This window comes from Pseudoalteromonas sp. GutCa3 (assembly GCF_002836155.1).
In the GTDB taxonomy this organism is placed as follows: Bacteria; Pseudomonadota; Gammaproteobacteria; order Enterobacterales; family Alteromonadaceae; genus Pseudoalteromonas; species Pseudoalteromonas arctica.
The window spans coordinates 1-21,594 of the sequence record NZ_PJBK01000086.1 but is presented as its reverse complement, the minus strand read 5'-3'; the positions used below and the strand labels follow the sequence as shown (position 1 = coordinate 21,594).

21 protein-coding genes and 1 tRNA gene are annotated in these 21,594 nt (G+C 38.9%); 13 read left to right on the top strand and 9 right to left on the bottom strand.

From position 1 onward, the window contains the following. Positions 1 to 322: 322 nt before the first annotated feature. From dps to CXF64_RS15825, 4 genes are all read right to left on the bottom strand, one after another. The gene (gene dps / locus CXF64_RS15840) at positions 323 to 847 is read right to left on the bottom strand and encodes a DNA starvation/stationary phase protection protein Dps (RefSeq protein ID WP_010553097.1); all 525 of its coding nucleotides are present in this window, start codon (positions 845 to 847) and stop codon (positions 323 to 325) included. 236 nt (positions 848 to 1,083) lie between these two features. Then, a complete protein-coding gene (locus CXF64_RS15835; RefSeq protein WP_101217489.1) occupies positions 1,084 to 1,452 on the bottom strand; it encodes a DUF2237 family protein in 369 nt (122 codons plus the stop codon). Positions 1,453 to 1,588: 136 nt separating this feature from the next. Then, positions 1,589 to 3,457 (bottom strand): bifunctional glutathionylspermidine amidase/synthase, encoded by a 1,869-nt coding sequence (gene gss, locus CXF64_RS15830; protein ID WP_024608947.1) that lies wholly within the window; start codon positions 3,455 to 3,457, stop codon positions 1,589 to 1,591. A gap of 331 nt (positions 3,458 to 3,788) precedes the next feature. Next, positions 3,789 to 4,175, bottom strand: a complete 387-nt coding sequence (locus tag CXF64_RS15825) for a hypothetical protein (RefSeq protein WP_007581468.1) — start codon at positions 4,173 to 4,175, stop codon at positions 3,789 to 3,791. Between the two features lie 370 nt (positions 4,176 to 4,545). On the opposite strand from CXF64_RS15825, the gene CXF64_RS15820 reads away from it, so the two are divergent. From CXF64_RS15820 to CXF64_RS15810, 3 genes are all read left to right on the top strand, one after another. Beyond that, positions 4,546 to 5,379, top strand: coding sequence for a mechanosensitive ion channel family protein (locus tag CXF64_RS15820; protein WP_076923657.1), 834 nt, complete (start codon positions 4,546 to 4,548; stop codon positions 5,377 to 5,379). A 247-nt stretch (positions 5,380 to 5,626) separates the two neighbouring features. Then, positions 5,627 to 7,693, top strand: coding sequence for a catalase (locus tag CXF64_RS15815; protein ID WP_101217488.1), 2,067 nt, complete (start codon positions 5,627 to 5,629; stop codon positions 7,691 to 7,693). A 140-nt stretch (positions 7,694 to 7,833) separates the two neighbouring features. Next, the gene (locus CXF64_RS15810; RefSeq protein WP_101163910.1) at positions 7,834 to 8,307 is read left to right on the top strand and encodes a VOC family protein; all 474 of its coding nucleotides are present in this window, start codon (positions 7,834 to 7,836) and stop codon (positions 8,305 to 8,307) included. Between the two features lie 218 nt (positions 8,308 to 8,525). On the opposite strand, the gene CXF64_RS15805 is transcribed toward CXF64_RS15810, so the two are convergent. Further along, positions 8,526 to 8,610, bottom strand: a tRNA-Leu gene (locus CXF64_RS15805). A 392-nt stretch (positions 8,611 to 9,002) separates the two neighbouring features. On the opposite strand from CXF64_RS15805, the gene CXF64_RS15800 reads away from it, so the two are divergent. The 5 genes from CXF64_RS15800 (at position 9,003) to CXF64_RS15780 (ending at position 13,281) form a co-directional block, all read left to right on the top strand. Continuing rightward, positions 9,003 to 9,992 carry a fatty acid desaturase gene (locus CXF64_RS15800; protein ID WP_101217487.1) on the top strand — a complete coding sequence of 330 codons (990 nt, stop codon included), beginning with the start codon at positions 9,003 to 9,005 and terminating at the stop codon, positions 9,990 to 9,992. A gap of 401 nt (positions 9,993 to 10,393) precedes the next feature. Continuing rightward, positions 10,394 to 11,680 carry an amidohydrolase gene (locus CXF64_RS15795; protein WP_101217486.1) on the top strand — a complete coding sequence of 429 codons (1,287 nt, stop codon included), beginning with the start codon at positions 10,394 to 10,396 and terminating at the stop codon, positions 11,678 to 11,680. A 404-nt stretch (positions 11,681 to 12,084) separates the two neighbouring features. Further along, entirely contained in the window at positions 12,085 to 12,498 is a 414-nt protein-coding gene (locus CXF64_RS15790; RefSeq protein ID WP_010553118.1) for a GFA family protein, read from the top strand. 13 nt (positions 12,499 to 12,511) lie between these two features. Then, on the top strand, positions 12,512 to 12,958 hold the full coding sequence (locus CXF64_RS15785) for a Rid family detoxifying hydrolase (RefSeq protein WP_101217485.1): 447 nt from the start codon (positions 12,512 to 12,514) through the stop codon (positions 12,956 to 12,958). A 101-nt stretch (positions 12,959 to 13,059) separates the two neighbouring features. Then, a complete protein-coding gene (locus CXF64_RS15780) occupies positions 13,060 to 13,281 on the top strand; it encodes a hypothetical protein (RefSeq protein WP_024590261.1) in 222 nt (73 codons plus the stop codon). On the opposite strand, the gene CXF64_RS15775 is transcribed toward CXF64_RS15780, so the two are convergent. Further along, a complete protein-coding gene (locus CXF64_RS15775; protein WP_101217484.1) occupies positions 13,270 to 14,466 on the bottom strand; it encodes an MFS transporter in 1,197 nt (398 codons plus the stop codon). The two genes, CXF64_RS15780 and CXF64_RS15775, sit on opposite strands and share 12 nt — an antisense overlap. A 106-nt stretch (positions 14,467 to 14,572) precedes the next feature. On the opposite strand from CXF64_RS15775, the gene CXF64_RS15770 reads away from it, so the two are divergent. After that, a complete protein-coding gene (locus tag CXF64_RS15770; protein ID WP_101217483.1) occupies positions 14,573 to 15,364 on the top strand; it encodes an AraC family transcriptional regulator in 792 nt (263 codons plus the stop codon). A gap of 302 nt (positions 15,365 to 15,666) precedes the next feature. Here CXF64_RS15770 and CXF64_RS15765 read toward each other — a convergent pair whose 3' ends face one another. The 3 genes from CXF64_RS15765 to CXF64_RS15755 form a co-directional block, all read right to left on the bottom strand. Next, the gene (locus CXF64_RS15765; protein WP_101217482.1) at positions 15,667 to 17,727 is read right to left on the bottom strand and encodes a TonB-dependent receptor; all 2,061 of its coding nucleotides are present in this window, start codon (positions 17,725 to 17,727) and stop codon (positions 15,667 to 15,669) included. A 74-nt stretch (positions 17,728 to 17,801) separates the two neighbouring features. After that, complete coding sequence (locus CXF64_RS15760; protein ID WP_101217481.1) at positions 17,802 to 18,458, bottom strand: YoaK family protein; 657 nt, start codon at positions 18,456 to 18,458, stop codon at positions 17,802 to 17,804. Positions 18,459 to 18,487: 29 nt separating this feature from the next. After that, a complete protein-coding gene (locus CXF64_RS15755; protein WP_101217480.1) occupies positions 18,488 to 19,177 on the bottom strand; it encodes a substrate-binding periplasmic protein in 690 nt (229 codons plus the stop codon). 123 nt (positions 19,178 to 19,300) lie between these two features. On the opposite strand from CXF64_RS15755, the gene CXF64_RS15750 reads away from it, so the two are divergent. The 4 genes from CXF64_RS15750 to CXF64_RS15735 form a co-directional block, all read left to right on the top strand. Continuing rightward, complete coding sequence (locus tag CXF64_RS15750; RefSeq protein ID WP_007581511.1) at positions 19,301 to 19,549, top strand: TIGR03643 family protein; 249 nt, start codon at positions 19,301 to 19,303, stop codon at positions 19,547 to 19,549. A gap of 76 nt (positions 19,550 to 19,625) precedes the next feature. After that, positions 19,626 to 19,988, top strand: a complete 363-nt coding sequence (locus CXF64_RS15745; RefSeq protein ID WP_024608978.1) for a hypothetical protein — start codon at positions 19,626 to 19,628, stop codon at positions 19,986 to 19,988. Between the two features lie 23 nt (positions 19,989 to 20,011). Further along, on the top strand, positions 20,012 to 21,091 hold the full coding sequence (locus tag CXF64_RS15740) for an endonuclease/exonuclease/phosphatase family protein (protein ID WP_101217479.1): 1,080 nt from the start codon (positions 20,012 to 20,014) through the stop codon (positions 21,089 to 21,091). A gap of 212 nt (positions 21,092 to 21,303) precedes the next feature. Continuing rightward, the coding region (locus CXF64_RS15735) for a hypothetical protein (protein ID WP_243391518.1) at positions 21,304 to 21,594 on the top strand (291 nt) is incomplete at its 3' end.

The following is a 21,594-nucleotide window of genomic DNA, read 5'->3' as shown; positions in this document are numbered from 1 at the left end:
ATTAAATACATTTTTTAGTGCTATTTTTAAATTTTATGCCGTACTTTTATACGTATTTAGTTTGTTTTTTAAGTGATGTTAAAATAATGAGATGTTCATTAAAGGTTGGGTATGGCTTATAAATTTGCGAAATAGTAAGGAGTATAAAATCATTCAATTTTATTTTGGTTATTTGTTTTGGTAATACCAATTTTCTATTGTTTTTATATGAATTTTGTATTAGAGCTTACTGATACATATCTATATATGATTATAAATAGAGTGATTTTTGCGCAAAAAAAAGCCCAGCATATTAATGCTGGGCTTTCTTAGATTAAATGTATTAGCTTTTTAACTCGCCTGTAGATGATTCTAAATGGGCTCTAATAAACCACTGAAATTGCTCTAGGTCAGCTAGTTGGCTGGTGATCATATCTTCAGACACCGGATCTAATTCAGAAAGAGTCTCAATTGCTTTGCGGTGATCGCCATTAACGCCGTTGTATACTTTATCAAGCGCGGCTAAATGCTCGGTTACTAACCCTTTACCTACTGAGTATTCGTTCCATGTACGACGATCTACAATTGATTTTGGCGTACCAACGGGCACTCCACCAAGAGTCGCAATTCGCTCTGCAATTGTATCTGTCATTTCGCGCACAATGTCTACTTGTGGGTCTATCATTTCGTGTACGCCAATAAAGTTAGGTCCCACTACGTTCCAGTGAATATGCTTTAAAGTAAGCTGTAAATCTATCAATGCAACCATGCGGTTATCTAGCGTAGCTATTGTTTTTTGAGCTGATTCGTCACTCATACCTGGCGCGGTAAATTTAGTTGTTTTGTTTGATTCGTTATTGTTACTCATAATTTCTCCTACATTAAGTAATGTGTTGCTCATATAATATGTTGCGTTATGAGCATGACTTAAACTTAGTGAAGCAACTGTTATGCCGTAAGTTGATTGTTTTTAAAAGTTATTTAAAAACATGAGGTTATGTTTTTATTTAAGATTTTAGAGGCTGGAGGGGTGATTGAATTTTTGAAAAGCCTGCATACATTTGTAAAATCTGCAGACTTTAATTTAATAACGCTTAAGTGTACTTAAACTTTGGCTATATATTCGTGCGCTTTTAAAACATCGAGTGGCACTATTTCTAATGATTTTTTATTTGTAGCTTCAAGTACCACTGGTGGCGCAACGTTTGCTGAAATAGCATGAAGCCATCTTACTGCACACAAGCACCATTTATCACCGGCTTTTAAACCTTCAAAATCGTAAAGAGGGTTTGGGCTTGTTAAGTCGTTACCTTGTGATTTTGAAAATTGTAAAAACTCGTCAGTCATAATTGCACACACACTGTGATTGCCAAGATCTGATTCTGGTACATAACAAAATCCTTCACGTGTGTAGCCACCATTACCGCAACATAGTTTTAAACGTGTGCCAAGTACATTAAATTGATTCGCCATGAAATACCTTAGTTTGTGGTGTTTAATAAATTTACTCTATCAGGAGTAACTCGCTTGAGATAGCTATAAAACTTAAAAGAGGGAAGGGGGTCTACACAAACTTAAGCCCGCAGCAAAATTGCGGGCTTAGTATTATTTATTTAATACGCAGTGCCATACAATCGCTATGGCCGTTTATGATCATGCTTTTATCAACACGTACGCCACCACCAGAGTATTTTCCGGCGGCTGTAAAACTACATATTTGTACAAAGTAGTCATCTACTTTAGGCAGTGCAAATAGTTGTTGGTATATTTGGTCTTGCTCGGCAAAGTGCCCCATTGTTTTTTCTATAACTTGCTGCTGTTCATCAACAAGTTGAATATTAGCACCACAACGCCCTACTATTGGTTTAACTACATAACCGGTTTGTAATAACTCGTCGTTAAGCTCAAACGCGGTATTAAGTAAATATTTATGATTAGGGAATAAACTCCACAGTATTGGTAAAATAGCCTTGTTACTAGGAATTAATGTCCACAGCGGTTCAAACACCATCACGTTTTTACGCAGCAGTACATCGACTAAGCGTGGCGTTTCACCAATTTTGAATTGTGGTTCAAAGTTATCACCTAATGATTGGTCGGCTTCACATTCTTCACGAATTTGATCAAGTGCGGTTTCCCACGACCACGTTTTCCACACGTAACTCAGTTGTGCGCCATCTGCATCTACTATGTTGCCTGATTCATTCCAGCGAAGTGTGCTTAAGCCAATTACTAACTTACACTCAAAGCCCGCGGCTTCAATGGCTTCTTTCATAAATAATGCGTGATAATGCTCTTCTGGTTCATCATCTTGCAGAATATGAACAAGACCTTTTACTTCACTTTTACGCCATGCTTTTACGAGATCTTTAAATAAATTTTGGCCTGCATCTACACCTGTTTTAACACCAAAGTGTTTTGCCCATTTACCCTGAACTTTGCCGCTCTCCATATAACACGATGCCGAATCGCAATTGTATTCGTAAACTTTTAAACCTGCTGCTGTTAAAGCAAAGTCAAACCGACTGGTAATTAATTGGTTTAAGCGGTTATCCCACGATTGGCGAATTTTATTAATCACAACATCGGGTAAATTAAACTTTTTTAATAATTCAGGGTGCTGCAGTACATAGTCGGTTGCATGCATAAATAAGCCATGCAGCTCATTTGTTGCATGCTCAATGCTTTGCTGCGCCGTTTGAGATATCGCAAAGTAATTATGTTGATCCTCAGCTACTGATGTAAGTTTATGGCCTTGCATCATTTCTACGTAGGCAGCTTCATCGTCATTCGCAATATTTAACCATGACTTGTTTGCTTGGCCTGTATCTACTGCTTTATGGGCTTCTATAATAAATAAATCAGTGTTTAGCTCAGACGTTGGCTCAGCATATTCTGTTTCATCAGTTTGTGTCATCCAGCCTAAAATAGTGGCGTCGCTGTAAGAGCACTCAATCCAATAGTCGCCATCTTTAGTTACTTTTGCTTTTAGTTCACGACACCAGCTTTGATCTTTTGGCCATATTTGATGTCCTACATTTTGCTCAGCAAGACGTATTTTATCTTTATGCACTTCAACAACGACAGCAACATGGCCTGTTTCTTCAAACTCGCCGCCTTCCTCCCAAATAAGTAAACTACCTACTTGAGGATGATGTTTAGCACCATTTTTAAACGCGTTTAGTGGCAATCTGTTTTGGCTATTTACATCGCGCACTGAACGCAGCTCAAAAATATCGTAAGCCATAGCAATATCATCAAAAATATAGCTATGGTTGAGATACATCCATCGACGTGCAAACTCAACGCATTGCCATTTATAGCCCATGTAAATGCCATCAAGGTAACTACGATAGGCGCTACGATTAGGATAAATGCTTTCGTCAGCCGTATCATAATCAGATGAATACACAGCAACATTACCAGGTGCATAACCTAATAAGGTACCAAAATCACTAGCAGGAGCAGAAGATTTCATAAACAAAGATGTTCAAAATAAAGGTGTGATAATTTGCTGACTATATGAGCGAAACTGCGTTATAGCAAGATATAAAATATATTTTTACGAAGGGGGATAAGTAAAAAATTACTCATTCATTAAAGAGTGAAAATACGGGAGAGTACTTTTACTAATAGTGTTAGGTTTGGTGCTTTTTTGACTTGTAACTGTTTGAAAGTTATTGATACTTTTGAAGTGATTATTGTTGTTTAAATCTCAACTAAAAAATGGAGAAGCTATAGGTAACTTCTCCACTTTTATTATTCATATTTAGTGATTTTTATAATGTTTAAAGCAGGTTAACGCGCTGCTAAATCATTTCAGCATCTATATGGCGTATTAGGTTTGATACCCAATTAACATATTGGCGGTGAATTTTTTTGCCGTTGTAGTTTAAGTTAATAGAGTCTTTATAGTTGATTGAGTATGCCGTTTTGTCATACGCAATATCGACAGTTAATTGGTGTGTGCGAATATCCAGTACACCTTTTATTTTACCTTCACTCATAGGCGTACACTTCCAACCAAGCTGAATACATGCCTTTAGAATACCTTTTTCTACGTCAGCTTCACTGTTGGTAATTGTTGATGTTTGCGGAATAGGGTTTTGTTCAAAGTCTCTTACTGCAACAGATGTTGAACAACCAGCAAGTACAGTAAGTGCTGCCGCTGTAAGTAAAATTGAGTACTTTTTCATAATAATCCTTTGTTTTAATTTCATCCAATTGTGTTGTCTCGCCAATATATGCGCGCTTAGGTGAGATTATCGGTAAATTTATAGATGAGTGCCAGCAATAATTAGAAAATTAAAAGAGTTAACTGAGATTTATCTCGGGTATTAGCTTTATTTATGAACTAGTTAAAGTTTAATTATTTAAGCTATAAACCAAGGGTTAAAGCAAAATTATGTGTTGAAAGATTTACGTGAGCGATGACATGTTTTGAGGGAACGCTCTTTCTTTATGTTTTAAATTACTCCTATAGCCGTACTTTAGTTAATTTTTTGTTAAACTATTGCGATTAGTATGGATTGAAGTCAGTTAAAAGTTTTTAAAACAGGAAAAACAATGGAAGACATAATAAACAACATTGATATTAATCAATATTTACCCGCTGCAATTACGTGGGCAACCAACATATTACTGGCGATTGCAATTTTACTTGCGGGCTTATGGTTGGCAGGCAAAGTACGCAATTTAATTATTGGCTTATGCCATAAATACACTCATCTTGATGATACGCTTTTTCGCTTTTTAGGCAGCATGGCTCGCTACATCATATTAGCGTTCGTTATTATTGCTGTATTAAATCGCTTTGGTGTACAAACAGCCTCTATTATTGCTTTGCTAGGTGCTGCGGGACTTGCTATAGGCTTGGCGTTACAAGGTGCAATGTCGAACCTTGCCGCGGGCGTTATGTTGCTAATATTTAGACCTTATAAAGTGAATGACTTTATTGAGGCTGCAGGGCGTTTTGGTAAAGTAACAGAAGTAGATATGTTTACTACTATTTTACAAACGTTCGATAACCAACAGGTTATTATTCCAAATAGTCAAATTTGGGGCGCGCAAATTATAAACCATTCACATCATCCAATTCGTGGTGTGGATATGCATTTTGGTGTTGCTTACGGTGAAGATACAACGGCTGTACGTAAAGTTATTGATGCCGTACTTGAAGCGCATCCACATATATTAAAAGATCCCGCTCCTTTTGTTGAAGTAGAAACGCTTAACAACAGCTCAGTAGACTTTTTAGTAAGACCTTTTTGTAAGGGCGAGCATTACTTCGATATTCTTTACACTGTGCCAGAGTTAATTAAAAAAGCACTAGATGAAAACAACATCGAAATACCTTTCCCGCATCGTAAAGTTATTTTAGTTAACGAAAGCAAAGATTAACTAAATTTAAACCGATTTAAACTCAAGGGCACTTTTAAAGTACCCTTTTTTTGATCTTGAAAAACTTACAGGGCTCTGTAAGTTTTTCTATTTTTAATAACGCTTAAAACTCCTCTTTTAATCTGTACCCCGCGCTTTCATTGCTCTTATTGTTTGGTCTTTATTTTGCATTTAGCTCTGTTGCTTTTGCTGTTAAGCAAACTTTAAAAACTACCCCAATCACTTAAATTGTAATGAAGGATTAGACATGGCTGAATCATTTAAATACGCAGGTAAAAAAGGAAATGGCGGCGAGCTGCGCCAAAGTGCATCAGACGGCTACCCAACAATGACCACAGCGCAAGGTTGCCCTGTGAGCGACGATCAGAATTCGTTAAAAGTAGGCGAACGCGGTCCAGGTTTGATGGAAGATCAGGTGCTGCGCGAAAAGCTTTTCCATTTTGACCACGAGCGTATTCCTGAGCGAGTAGTGCATGCACGAGGTTACGGGGCACATGGGTACTTTGAAACTTACGACACGCTTGAAGATTTAACCTGTGCAGATATTTTTCAGCGAAAAGGTGAAAAAACCCCAGTATTTACTCGTTTCTCTACGGTTGCAGGTAATAAAGGGTCTCCAGATTTAGCACGTGATGTACGTGGTTTTGCGGTAAAATTTTATACCCAAGAAGGAAACTGGGATTTAGTGGGAAACAATATACCGGTATTCTTTATTCAAGATGCGATGAAGTTTCCTGACTTAGTTCATTCAGCTAAAGCCGAGCCAGACCGTGGTTTCCCCCAAGCGCAAACAGCACATGATAACTTTTGGGACTTTGTGAGCTTGTCGCCTGAGTCAATGCACATGGTTATGTGGGCAATGTCTGATAGAGCTATTCCGCGCTCTTTACGCTTTATGGAAGGCTTTGGCGTTCATACATTTAAATTTATTAATGCCAAAGGTGATGAGAAATTTGTTAAATTTCATTGGAAACCAAAAGGCGGCATGCAATCAGTAGTATGGAACGAAGCACTTAAGCTAAACGGCGCGGACCCTGATTTTCATCGCAGAGACATGTGGGAATCTATTGGCAACGGCGACTACCCAGAGTGGGAGTTAGGGGTACAAGTATTTGATCAGCAATTTGCTGATGAGTTTGAATTTGATGTATTCGATGCCACTAAACTTATACCAGAGGAACAAGTACCAGTACAAATTGTTGGCCGCATGGTGCTTGACCGTGTTGTCGACAACTTTTTTGCAGAAACAGAGCAAGTTGCATTTTGTACACAAAACATTGTACCAGGACTCGATTTCACCCCAGATCCATTACTACAAGGGCGTAATTTTTCATACCTTGATACTCAAACAAAACGCCTTGGTGGACCTAACTTTACGCAAATTCCGGTAAATGCGCCTAAGTGCCCAATGAGGCATTTTCAGCAAGATGGGCACATGGCGATGCAAAATCCTAAAGGACGTGTTAACTACGAACCTAACTCATGGAGCGCAGGCGAAAATAATCCTCGTGAATGCCCTGTGCACGGGTTTAAAAGTTCATCAGAGCAAATGAGTGGGGATAAGCTACGTTATCGTTCAGACACATTCAGCGATCATTACAGTCAAGCTCGCCAATTTTATTTAAGTCAAACAGAGGTAGAGCAGGCGCATATTCAATCTGCGTACGTGTTTGAGCTGTCTAAAGTTGAGCATTTACCAATACGAGAACGTTTGGTATCGCACTTGTTAAATATTGACGAAACCCTCGCAAATAAAGTTGCCGAAGGACTTGGCTTGCAAGAAATGCCAGACCCAGCTGAAGCTGCTATGCCAACACGTAAAGACTTACCTGTATCTGATGCGTTAAGTATTTTGAAAAATGCGCCCAACACCTTCAAAGGCCGTAAATTAGGTATTTTAGTAAGTGATGGCTTTAATGCAGAAATTTTTGGATCGGTTACCAATGCACTTAAAAGTGAAGGTGCAAACTTTGAAATTATTGCCCCACAAGTTGGCGGTGCTAAATGCAGTAAAGGTAAGCACTTTAAAGCTGATCAGGTTATTAATGGTGGTCCATCGGTTTTATACGATGCGGTACTTGTACTCACCACTGAAGAGGGAGCCGAAAAACTAGCAGCTATTGCAGAAGCTAAAGACTTTGTAAGTGATGCGTATGCACATATGAAATACATAGGTTTTACAAGTGAGGCTAAGCCATTATTTAAAGCCGCAGGGCTCGATGACAAAGCTGATGATGGCTGGATTGATTTAGCTACCGTATCGGGCGAGGCATTTATAGAGTCATTACGTAATTTACGTTTTTGGCAGCGCTAAGTATTTATTAGAGCTATTATTTAATTTATATATTGTTTTAAGGTCAGTCAATCTGACCTTTATTTAAAAACTTTAGTGCTTATTACAGACAGCATTTAAATCAATTTTAATAACATGGATTCAACAGCGAGGTGATCACTATGTCAGTTTCGGCAATACCAAAAGGGTTTCATTCAGTTACACCTTATTTAATTATGAATGACGCACAAAAAGCGATAGATTTTTATTGTGATGCATTTAGTGCTGAACACGTAATGCAAATGCCTTTACCTGATGGTGGAATAGCCCATGCAGAAATAATAATTGGTGATTCGCATATTATGCTTTCAGATATTGGTTCTGAAGAACATTTAAAAAGCCCAAAAGAACTCGGTGGTACAGCGCTAAGCCTTATGCTTTATGTTGAAGATGTTGATACCGTATTTAAAAAAGCAATTGAGCTTGGTGCAACAGAAATAAGACCCGTACATGACCAATTTTATGGTGATAGGACCGGCACGCTACAGGATCCATTTGGTCATATATGGATCATTGGTACACACAAAGAAGATGTTAGTGACGAAGAGTTAAATAATCGAATAGGAGATATAACAAATCAAGAGCAAGACGCATAACTAGCGTGCTTATTAGATTTTGTCCCTTCCTAAGATATGTTGATGGCTTTAATGGGAGGCCTGTGGCTTTTGCTTCAGCTCATCTAGGTTTTGCCTTGTTATCGACACGGTTTTCTTACCTCAAAATAGCTCACTTAATTAAGCGAATTGGTATAAATTACTAGTTAAATTTTAGGCATAAAAAAACCTCAGCCAATAATTAGCTGAGGTTCAAAAAGTGGTACCAGCGGCCGGACTCGAACCGGCACTCCTTTCGGAAGGGGATTTTGAATCCCCCATGTCTACCAATTTCATCACGCTGGCATAATTTTTCTTTAATCTTTTAAGCATAAAAAGATAAAGAAAAACCACTTAAAATAAAAAGGATACTTATATACCTCTTATTCTGTATCCGCATTATACAAACAAAAGAGGGGGCGGCAAGCCTTTTCTTTTATTTGCATAAACAACTGGTTGATAATTAATCGTTTATAGCAAGGATACTCCACAGGTAAATTTTTTAAGTCTTTTTGGGCTGATATATAAAGCGAATATTTTGGGTTATGAGTGCTATTAAATTTGTTATGCGATTGAATAAATAAGCAATTGAACTATTGATAATAGTTAATCGTATTACAATAATTATTCCTGCTTTATCCCGATGTTGCGCTTAATTCAGGTATTATTTGTACAACAAGGTTTTTAAGACATTACATATGACTCAATTAAGTGCCAAACAGAACATTCAATCGATTGTGAAAGCAATTAAGGCAGAGGAAGCATCACTTCGTCAAAAGCACCCATTACTTGCACATCAAAATACCTTAGGGTTAATTATTTTATTGCTATCGCTTAGCGCATTAATTGGTGTTGGTGTTTTATATTATTTAGGCATCATACCTGCTTGGGTATGTATAGTACTTGCGGCTATTGCAGCGTCTATTTCCCATGAGTTAGAGCACGACCTCATACATAAACAATACTTTAGTAATCAGCCGTTCATGCATAATTTTATGATGCTAACAGTATGGTTAATGCGGCCAAATACTATTAGCCCATGGTACCGACGTAAAATGCATTTACACCATCACAAAACCTCAGGCACACAACAAGACCTAGAAGAACGCTTGGTGGGTAACGGTATTAAAAATCCATTTTTACGTGCGCTAGTTATTGTAGATGGGTTATTAGGGTTAGTTATTTCTACTAAACGTTTTAGAAAAGAAATTAATGGCTTTAGTTTTTCGAGTGTTTTTAATGCGGGGTTTCCGATAGCGACTGCGTATTTTGCTGTTTTATACAGCGTTATTGTATTTCATATCGTTGATTTATTTATACCACTTTCGCTAAATTCACCTAGCTGGATACTAAGCATAATGAACGTGTTCGAATTTTTAATGGTTGTGCTCATTGTGCCTAATATTATTCGCTCAAGCTCGCTTAATTTTGTTACCTCAAGCATGCATTACTATGGCGGCGTTAATAACATGCTTGAGCAAACTCATGTACTAACGAGCCGTTTATTTATGCCGTTTCACTTGTTTTGTTTTAACTTTGGTAAAACGCATACTATCCACCATTTTGTGCCAAATCAGCCGTTTTATTTACGTCAAATGCTAAGTGAAAAAATACTTAAAGTAATGGCGCAACACAACGTGCGCTTTAACGATTTTGACAGCATAAAAAATGCTAACGCATTTAAATAATTACCCCCAACATAAGGGGAGGTTCTACATTGCTATTCTTATTTTATAGTTTGAATAGCAATTATGTACCAAGCCTATTACTCGTTAACTTCTTCTATCCACCACCGCGCTTATTAAAACTCACTTTACGTGCGTTGGTTGACTATTCAATGCCATTTTTAAATCAATAAAAACAAAAATAGTAGGCTTAATTAGCGCTAAATCTTCAAACTAAAAATAGATAAAACCAGTGAAAAGTGAAGTGGCCCCCTATAGTTGGGCATCTAGCTTAAATGGGATTGATTATTGTAGAGCCTTCAGTAATAGTGGTTATAGAGCGAACTAATTATGTTCTCAATAATACATAAGGGCTCGTGCTCATCAATATTATAAAACCAATAAATATAATAAGGACAAACAGGATGAAAAAATCACTAATTTCAATAGCGCTGGGCTTTGCTGCCCTTAGTGCGCTCAATGCCAATGCAAACATTGATCAGCAAGTTAAAAAGATAGAGCAACAGGTTATTGATTGGCGACGTGATTTTCATCAAAACCCTGAGCTTGGAAATCGCGAAACCCGCACAGCAGGTATTGTCGCTAAGCACTTAAAGTCGCTGGGTATGGAAGTACAAACGGGGATTGCTTATACAGGCGTTGTGGGGTTATTAAAAGGTGCAAAGCCTGGCCCGACAGTAATGCTACGTGCAGATATGGACGCGCTGCCAGTTACTGAAAAAGCCGATGTTGATTTTAAATCAACTAAAACCACTAATTACCGTGGTGTAGATGTAGGCATAATGCATGCTTGTGGGCACGACACGCACGTGGCCATGCTTATGGGCGCTGCACAAGTGCTTGCAAACATGAAAGATGAGCTACACGGTAATATTATGTTTGTATTTCAGCCTGCAGAAGAAGGCGCACCAGAGGGGGAAGAGGGTGGCGCTGAGCTAATGCTTAAAGAAGGCATATTTAAACAATACAAACCAGAAGCTGCTTTTGGGTTACATATAACATCTAGTTTGCACAGCGGTAAAATTGGTTATAGAAGTGGCCCTGCAATGGCCAGTGCAGACCGATTTGAAATAACTGTACATGGCAAGCAGGCACACGGCTCTGCACCGTGGACAGGGGTTGACCCAATTGCCGCAGCTGCGCAAATAGTAACAGGCGTTAATCATATTGTTAGTCGCCAAATTAACATTACCAAAGAGCCTGCTATTGTCTCGTTTGGTAAGATAGCGGGTGGGGTACGTAATAATATTATTCCTGAAGAAGTTGAAATGGTAGGCACAATTCGTAATTTTGATATGGATAACCGAGCACAAATATTTGAAAAAATAAAAACCACAGCCACGCACATTGCTAAATCGTCAGGTGCAACTGCAGAGGTACACATTCACGAAGGTTATCCGGTAACTATTAATAACCCAAAGTTAACTGCGCAAATGTTACCTAGTCTTAAAAAAGCAGCGGGTAATGATAACGTAGTTGAAATGGGAAAAATAACCGGCGCAGAAGACTTTTCGTTTTACGCATTAGAAGTGCCGAGTGTATTTGTGTTTTTAGGCGGTACACCCAGTGAGCAAGATTTAAATACAGTGGCTAGCAATCACTCACCTTATTTTTATGCCGACGAATCATCGTTTAAAGTAGGCACTAAGGCGCTTAGCCTGTTAGCTGTTGATTATTTGAACGCACATTAATACCAACTCGCAATAATACATAATCAATTTGAGGGATTAAACCGCACGTTAACTTCGTTAAAAATTTCTCATATAGAACAACTAAATAACGAAATTTTTGCCTTGTTATCGGCACGGTTTTCTTACCTCAAAATAGACAACTTAATTAAGCGAATTGGTATAAAAATAATTTAGACGTACCACGTTACGCTATTAGCTTAACGTGGTATTGCTGTTTTATTTAAAACATCGCATCATGTTTGTAGCACTTGCTCAACTTTGAAAAAATCACTCTAAAGAATTAAACATCTAGCCGAATATACAAATGAACCGGCGAGCAGTTTTTTTATATTTTAAAAATAATGAATCGATATTGCCGGTCTTATATCTCGATTCAATCTTCATAAGCATTAAGGATTTAAATAATGGAAATTACTGGAAGCTGTTACTGTGGTGAAATTAAATACCAGGCAAAGTCTCAAAATAACAATGCACTTGTTTGTCATTGTAGCGATTGCCAACGTATGTCGAGCGGCCCATTTAGAGCCGTTATAATTGCAGAGCCAAACTCGGTAGTATTTACCCAAGGTGAGCCAAAAGAGTTTGTTAAAACAGCTCAAAGTGGTAACAAGCGTGCGCAAGGTTTTTGTGGCACATGTGGTACAACACTATATGCAACTAACGAAGCTAAAGCTGACCGTGTATATGGCTTGCGTATTGGTGCGGTTGATCAGCGTGATCAGTTTACGCCAACAGCACAAATTTGGTCTAAATCGACGCTTAATTGGCTTAACGAATTACATCAAGTGCCTTCATTTGAAACCACACCACAAAAATAAGGTAAGCCAGGTAATGAGCTCACTGATAAAAACCGCTTTTTTAGCAAGCACATTAATTACCGGCAGTGCATTCGCAGCTTCGAGTAATGTAGACTTTTTAAATGCAGGCAAAGCTAATCCTAACTTGCCATTTTCGCAAATAGTAAAAGCAGATAATACGCTTTATATGTCGGGGCAAATAGGGATTAACCCTGCAACAGGTAAGTTGGCTACAGGCGGTTTTGAAGGCGAGGCTAAACAAACACTTGAAAATATTAAACGCACTTTAGAGCAACATAACTACAGTATGGGCAATATTGTAAAGTGCACCGTTATGCTTACCAATATTAACGACTTTAAAGCATTTAATGCTATTTATACTCAGTATTTTAGTGCGCCGTATCCTGCACGGAGTGCCTTTGCAGTTAAGGCGTTAGCCCTTGATTCTTTGGTAGAAGTTGAATGTATTGGTGCTGTTTAGTTGATACTCAGCAGTATTACTTCTAAAAAGTAATACTGCTTTTGAAATTTTATATACAAAAAGGCTGTCTATTTGAGTAGTTACATAACAGAGGAAATATTATGTGTAGTTCACCTAAAAGCAGCCGAGCATTTAAAAAAACAGCCATTAGTTTTAATGATGAGCTTACTCAAGAACAGCGTTTACGTTTTGCTGCAAAGGCTAATTTAGCGCAAGAGCGCCGTGAACAGCGTGAAGCAACTAATAAACGCTATGAGCAAAAACACACGAGCAACAAAACTTCGTCTGGTTTATTTTCGTGGTTACAGCAGCTAGTTAGCTGATTTAGCTAAAGTGGTGTTTTTACCACTGCCTAAACCACATAATGCACACAGTACTCCGGCAATAGCACACAGCCATAATGGCGCACTCCAACTGCCTGTTGTTGTGTGTAATGCACCAGCTAGCATAGGACCAATAGCCGCGAGCAAATAACCTACGCTTTGCGACATACCTGAAAGCGACGCTGCTTGTTGCGAATCATCGGTTCGTAAACTAATAAACGACAGCCCTAATATAAAACACGCTCCAGAGCAAAAACCTAGCATTAGGGTCCAAACAAAAGCAAAGTTAGGCATGTAAAGTAGCCCCAATGCACTAAGTGCACTCAACATGGCTAAAATAAAGCTAAGCGCGCTTTGATCTTTTAATTTGGCAAGTAACGGAATTAATATTAAACCCGGTAATGCAGTCGCTATTTGAAAAGCCCCATGATAAGCACCTGCTTGCGTAGCACTTTGGCCGGTTTCGATTAATATACTGGGTAACCACGTGATAATTATATAATTTAAGAATGAGTTTAAACCCAGCAGTAGGGTAATTTGCCATGCTAGTAAATAACGCCATACACTTTTTGAAGTGTCAGCGTGTTGAGCAATACTCGCGGGTTTTGTGTGCTTACTTAATTGCGACATCCATATAATAATACTCGCCAGAGTAATAAGAGCTGATGAGCCCAGCGCAAGTTGCCATCCTAATCCGTTTAGTTGGCTAAGGGGGAATACCAAAGTTGAAAACCCGCCCGATACAACGCCCATAGTAAGCACGTAGGCTGAGGTCATTAATGCAACCTTTGCAGGAAAGTCGCGCTTAATTAAACTTGGTAATAATACGTTTGCAATGGCAATACCCACACCAATAATAGCGGTGCCTACAAAAAGCATGGCTGAGGTATTTATTACCCGCGCTGCAACCCCAGCAAGTATAAATAACAAAGCTACAAACAAGGTGCGCTCTAACCCCTGCTTTTTAGCAAGAGTTGCGGCCATTGGCGATACAACAGCAAAGGCAATGAGTGGCAATGTTGTTAAAAACCCGGCTTGAGATGCGCTAAGCCCAAAGTGATTAATAATTTGTTCAAGCACAGGTGCAATACCTGTAAATGTGGCGCGTAAATTTGCGGCAATAAGTAATATGCCAAGCACAAGTAATATGCCAGCAAAGCGTGATTTAGGTGTGTTATTTAACAAAAGGGGAGACCATTAAAGCTAATACTTAATGGGCGCTAGTATAAAGGCTTAGCAAAAACTATAATTTAGAGATAATGACATTAAATAACTAAAAACAGACAAAACTATGTTTGATGCAATTGGTTGGGACGACATTAAAAATTTTGAAACTATGGCGCAGCCCATAATAGCCAAAATAGAGCATGCCCATGCAAGTCACGAAATACCACTACATACCCATCCTAAAGGGCAATTAATTTTAGCGCTGCATGGTTATGTAACGTGTGAAGTGTCGGCCAAAATGTGGATGGTGCCTACGCACAGTGCAATTTGGATCCCAGCACAAAAGGTGCATAGTAATAGGGCGTCTGATAACGCGCAGCTTTGTCATTTATTTATTGATAGTAGTAAAAACGGTATGCCGCTAAATACCTGTACGTTAGCTATTACGCCGTTGGTTAAAGAGCTAATGTGTGAGTTGGCTGGGCATAATCAGCACTATACTTTAAATAGTAAAACATCGCGTTTAGCGCAGGTGTTGTTTGATCAACTTATTGAAATGCCCGTACAGCCACTGGATTTTGTATTATCTAAAAATGAGGTAATTCAAACTATGAGCGATCAGTTAATAAACATGCCAAACAATCGAAAAACACTACCACAATGGGCTAAGCAGTTTGCATTAACTGAGCGCACATTAGCGCGGTTAATTAAAAAAGAAACAGGTATGACATTTGGAAAGTGGCGTACGCAATTGCATATAATTACAGCCTTAAAAGCGCTTTCTGATAAGCAAAGTGTGCAGCAGGTGTCGGAGTTATTAGGGTATGAGTCGGTGAGTGCATTTATTACTATGTTTAAAAAGGTAATGAAAAAGTCGCCCATGAAATACATGAGCGACTTAAATCAGTTAAATTAGCTTAGGGTCTGTTGATCTTTGCGGATTAAAATTTGTTCAAACTAGGGGCTATTTAACCGCGGCGCGAGATTTGTAACCTAGTGGGCTAAGTAAAAACCGAGCAACAAAGAGTAAATAGCCCCTAGGCAGAACCCTTTGGGCAGCGCCTGTTTGGTATTAATGCTACGTTATCGCCTATTTATGGGGAATAACCACACTGCATAGGCTCTGCCTTGCCTAAATACCAAACAGACTGCTGCAAATTCAACCTTGAAAGATCAACAGACCCTAGTCTTTAAATAAGTTTAGCCTTTAAGTAAGCACTACCACGTATAAGTTGCCGAAAGCATGGCGTTACGTGGTTTGCCAGGGAAGTATCTGTCGCCGGTAAAGCTGGTGTAATCGGCGCGCTCTGCATAAGCCTCATTAGTTAAATTAATAATGCGGGCAAGCACTTCAAGGTTATTAGTAACTTGCCACTGAGCGCGCAGGCTTAAAACATCATGCCCTTGGTATTTATTTAAGTTTTCTGGGTCGGTGTGGTAGTTACCAATGCGATGCCACTGCAAAGCAAATTGCGTATTGCTGAGTGCTTGCCATGTTAAATCGAGATTAGCAATATTACGCGGCGCGGTGTCTATGTCGTTGCCGTTTATATTTAAACCGTTAAGTATTTGGTTGTTAGTATAAGTATGCTTTGCGTGTGTGCCTGCAAAGTTAAGTGCAAGCGACTTAGTGAGTTGGTAGTCAAATTCAAGCTCAATACCACGATGGCGAGAGCTGCCATTATTTACCGTAAAAAAGTCACTATCGCGGTAAATCGTATTGTGTTTACTCATAGCGTAAACAGACACACCATAACGTAGTTTTTCGTAAATTCCTTTAATACCCAGCTCTGCGTTATTCGCTATTTCGGCGCTTAAATTTGCAGTGGTTTGCTCGCGTTGTAATTGGTATAGCTCAGCCGCTTGTGGCGCTCTGTAACCACGAGAAAAGTTCGCATAAAGCGTGTTATTTGTATTGTACTGATAACTAACCCCAAGCTTTGGCGATAAATTACTAAAGCTATTTTTAGCACTCGCTGGGCGGCTGTATCGGCAGCCACCAAACCCGCATTCTGTGCCATCGTCTTTTGTTCTACCTGCTAGCATATTATTGGTATAGTCGTACTGCATATGCTCGTAGCGCACACCTGCGGTAAGTAACCATTTATTTAATTGCCAATCAAGTGATGCAAAAGGGGCATAAAGCGTGGCGTTTACATCGTAATCGTAATGTTTGCCTTGTGGCACTGTCGCGACTAAAAATGCAGAGCCTTGCGTTGGCTCGTTTTGGCTTTGAGTAAAGTCGGCTTGCGTGTATTCGCCATCAAGCCCTAGGTTTACTTTTACATTACTTTGTAAATTATGCTGATAAAGCGATTGCACACCAAAGCCGGTTTGACTGTTTTTTTCAAGCGGTGTGCCGGGTAAAAAGTGCTTAAAAAAGTCCATGCTTTGGTCGCGAAAATATAACGTAGTAGAGAGCACATCATCGTTATTTAATTGCCATGTTGCATTGCTCCATGCTCTAAATGCGCGTGCTTTTCTAAATGCGTCTGGGTCAAAGTTTTTTTGCGAGAGGTCTTCGTTTTTATAGCTTTCAAAGCCCGTAATAAATCCCGCAGTTTGCTGATCTAGGTTTGTGTAAGTAAGCCCAGAGGTAAGTAATAAATTATTATTTGAATAGCGATGGCGAATATTAACTTTTTGTTGCTCTACGCTTTCGTCGTCGCGGTAACCGCTATCATTGGTAACACTTGCGTTAATGCCTATGCCGCTGTTGCCGTAATCTTGTCCTGCACGTAATTTGTAGCGAGTATAACCGTACGAGCCATAATCTAAACCAACTAAACCACCGCCTTGAGTAGTGTCGGGCGTTATTACATTAATAACACCATGCACAGCATTTGAGCCATAAAGTGCAGAGCCAGGGCCTTTTAATACTTCAATACGCTGCGCCATTTCGCTGTGCGCCTCAAATAGCTCGTTTATATTACAAAACCCAGCGGCTCTCAGTGGTATGCCATCTTCTAAGGTTAATATGCCACCACAAGCGCCTGCGCCCGAAAGCACTTGTGAGCGAAGCGCGGGTAAATACTCTTGGCCATTTCCGCGTTGAATATTAGCACCCGCTACACGTTGCAGAGCTTCTTCAATATGGGTAGGCGCTATGCTATTTAGCTGCGCTTGCGTTAGTGTACTTATTGATAAAGGGAGTGGTGTCGATAGCGCTTCAATACGTGATGCCGTAGTTGTTATGGTTTCTATTGCATCGTTGTTTTGATTATCGGCAAACGCAGTGTGGCTAAAGGGTAATAACAGCGGCAAAAAATAAGGTTTCATACATTCCTTGAAAGTAATCTATATTGCATTGCTTCTATAATATGCGGTTTTTATGTGCATTTAAACTTGTTGCGTTAAAGCGTACGTAGCCTATAAACCCGATACGTAATTGATAAAACAAAACAAGCCACAGCAGGAAACACCAAAGCCAGCACTAAGTAATGCTCAAATAAAACAAAACCGGTTATACCGCCTAGTAAAAAGCCTGCAATAATGAGTAAAAACATAACCCCTTTACGAGTATCAAATTGCTCACCTTTAAGAGCTTTACCTAGCATTAAACCAAGGTCAGTAAAAATACCGGTTAAATGTGTCGTACGTATAACAGCACCACTGTAATTAGTGGCTAGCGCATTTTGTAGCCCACACGCAGCAGACGTTAAAATAATGCCGTAAACGAATGTGTTTTTGAGTAAATAAGCACTCGCAAGTAGTAGCAATCCTTCAATAAAAAGCAAAGTGTCGTAATGACGACCAAGTTTTAATGAGCCACCAGAGAGCAAAAATCCCGACAGTGCCGAACCCAACATAAAGCTAATAATTATTGAAAGTAGCAATAAGGCAGTGCTGGGGTTAGTTATTACTTTAATACCAAGTAAAGTAACAGAGCCAGATACATGCGAAATAGCCTGGTGCTCAAACCCTAATAAGCCTACAGCGTTTACTACGCCCGCTATAAATGCGAGCGTAAACGCGCCATATTCAACCCACTTTGGTAGTTTTGTAAACATTGGTTATCTCTTAACGTGTGCAGTGTTAATTATTGAGTTTGTGCTTTAAAACGTTTTATTTGCTCATCAACTAATTTTGTATCAATTACGCCACGCTTAAAAGCAATGTAAGTAGGAAGCGTAAACTCATTGAACTGCCTAGCGTATATATTTTTATATTCTTTTGAGTACCACAAACCCGCTTGATAGTTAGTTATTGCGTATTCAACACGTTTTTTTTCTAGTAGCTCAAAAGTGTCTTTAGTTGAAAGTGAACGAAGTAGATTATTCTCATCAAGGTTATACTTTTTAGCAATAACCTCAGGCAAAGCAACGCCGCGCAGCATCGCTATTGGGGTATTTGATAAATGGTTTGTGAGTAGCTTATCTTTGTTTAAAGTAAATAAGCCATACTTAGTAGTGTGCAAGGGCACGCTTGTAAAATCTAAATACTTTGCACGTTCCTCTGTATTGGCCAAAGAGAAATAGCAATCGTAATAACCCAGCGCCATTTCTTTTTTAACGCGCGCCCATGGCAAGTGCACAACATCAATTTTAAGATTTAAATTACGCTCAATAAACGTTAAATATTCAATATCTAAACCCGTGAACGTATCGCTTTTCTCATCAAATATAGTAAAAGGCGGGTAGTGGGTTGTTACGCACCGCAGGGTTTTACTTGGCGCTGCAAGTAATAACGAAGGAAAAGTTAAAGCTAAAAACAGAAATATTGCGCGCATAAATATAAATTCGATATCTTTTAAAGTACATAACTTGAACGCCAATTATACAGTTACTGAGCTTAATTGCATTGATCTAAGTATTTTTACCTAGCGTATAAGTTAAATTTTGTGAGATATACCATGTTTAACGCAGAGCAGCAGTCACGCATTATCGAAATGGCGTGGGAAGATAGAACCCCCTACGAGGCTATAGAGCAGCTATACGGATTAAAGTATCCGCAGCTGGTGGTTTTTATGCGAGACAATGTTTCAAAAGGCAGTTTTAAAGTGTGGCGTAAGCGCCATGCAGGTCGTAAAACAAAACATTTAAAATTACGCGATCCCGCTATTATGCGAAGCCACTGTAAAACACAATATAAACAGCGTTAAATAAGTGTAAGTTGTTTCATATGATGTTCAGCCGTGTTTGTTAACCTTTAGCTATTAATTACGCTAGAGATTATTTATGAGAGCACTAACATACACAACACTAATAGCATTGGCTTTATGTTCAATAAGCGCAGACGCAAAACCGCATAAAGATAAACATGGTCATAAACACGGCCATAAAAAGCATCATTCACATAAGCATAATGACAATGACTACCTTTCTAAAAAAGAGGCTAAGCAGTTAATTCGCGCAGGTTGGACGCCACCTGGGCTAAGTAGAAGCTATCACCGAGGCGACTTTTTAGAGCGCGATTTATACAAACGAGGTAGAGTAATTGAACGCTCTAGAGATAATGGTACAGTGAGTATTGAAATAGACCGTACAGTTATTCATATGGTGCACGATACCCGAGAAATACTTTCAATTTTAAGTCGCTAAATTAACGTTATAAGGATATTAAAATGCTCATTGCGCTGGCTATAATTATTGGCTTTTTTTTACTGGTTACCTTATTACCTATGTCGTACAGCCAGCATTACTTAGTGCGTAGCTGCGATTTTGTGCGCTTACAGGTATTTTATATTGCCAGTTTTGTAGCCGTTACTTCGTTGTTTTTATTATGGCAAAGTAGAGAAATAGGCTATGTATTTATAGCCTTAACCTCATTACTTATAATGATTTTACAAGGTAAATGGATTTACCCGTATACGTGGCTTGCTAAAAAAGAAGTGCAAAGCGCACCTAAGCACATCGACCATAGCATACGAATTATGTCGGCAAATGTACTTATGTCGAACCATAAAAGTGAGCAGTTAATTAGCCTTGTTGATGAGCATCAACCCGACCTACTTATTACGCTTGAGAGCGATAGCTGGTGGGAAAATAAATTATCAGTCATTAAAAAAAATTACCCGTACTACATAGAATGCCCTAAAGACAATCGTTATGGCATGCACTTATACAGCAAGTTTAAAATACTCGATGCACAAATATGTGAGCTTATAGAAGAAGATATTCCTTCAATTCATATTCTGTTTGAAAACGATGAAGGCCTGCAAATGCAAGGGCACTTTATTCACCCCGCACCGCCAAGCCCGACCGAAGAAGACTCATCGCGTCCGCGCGACTCAGAGCTAATAATGGTGGCTAAAGCACTTAAAAACCCAACACGACCTACCATAGTTGCCGGTGATTTAAACGATGTAGCATGGTCGCGTAGCACGCGTTTGTTTATGCAAATAAGTGGCTTTTTAGACCCTCGAAAAGGCCGTGGTTTTTATAATACCTTTCATGCAGGCTACTTTTTTATGCGTTGGCCGCTTGATCACTTATTTCACAGCGAAGGTTTTAAAGTAAAGCGTATTAAGCGCTTAGCTAAGTATGGCTCAGATCACTTTGCGCTACTCACTGAGCTTTCTTACGAAAACGCTAATCAGCAATCATTAGAAACTAAATCAGCGCAGCACAAGCAAGAAGAAATTCAAGAGCTTGCTATGAATAAGGCTGACAAGCGAAAGGTGCCGAGGTTTGAGGAACAATAATAGCCTCTAGTCATACTGATCAAAGCTTAGAACTTAATTATATTTAAGCGCTAATCTTCAGTTTCATCTACAAATATTTAAACTCGAAGTATTGAAGAATAATTAACTTATTTCAGCAGGTAATTGAATTAAAAGTGAAAGAAGACATAAGTTATCAGATTTGTTAGATTGTAATGTATAGATATTTGGCTGTTGATGCATTAAGGAACCTCATGGACGACAGTACACTAGATAGAATTGCTGAATTTATTTGTGGTAATGGAGAAAACCATCCTGAATATCGTTCTAGCTCAAAGATCACAAGCTTTTTTGAGCGATCTGGATTACCTCAATTTATCCATGATGGCTCAACTCGACAGTGGTGGGTACATGAAAAGCTTAAAGAATGTAATCGTGAACAATTAGCTGCTGTTCTCAAGCGTCTTTCATCACCAAAAGAATACAAAGGTGATAGAGATAAAATTAAAAGTGCATTAACCATGCTGAATGAAATCCTCTATGTA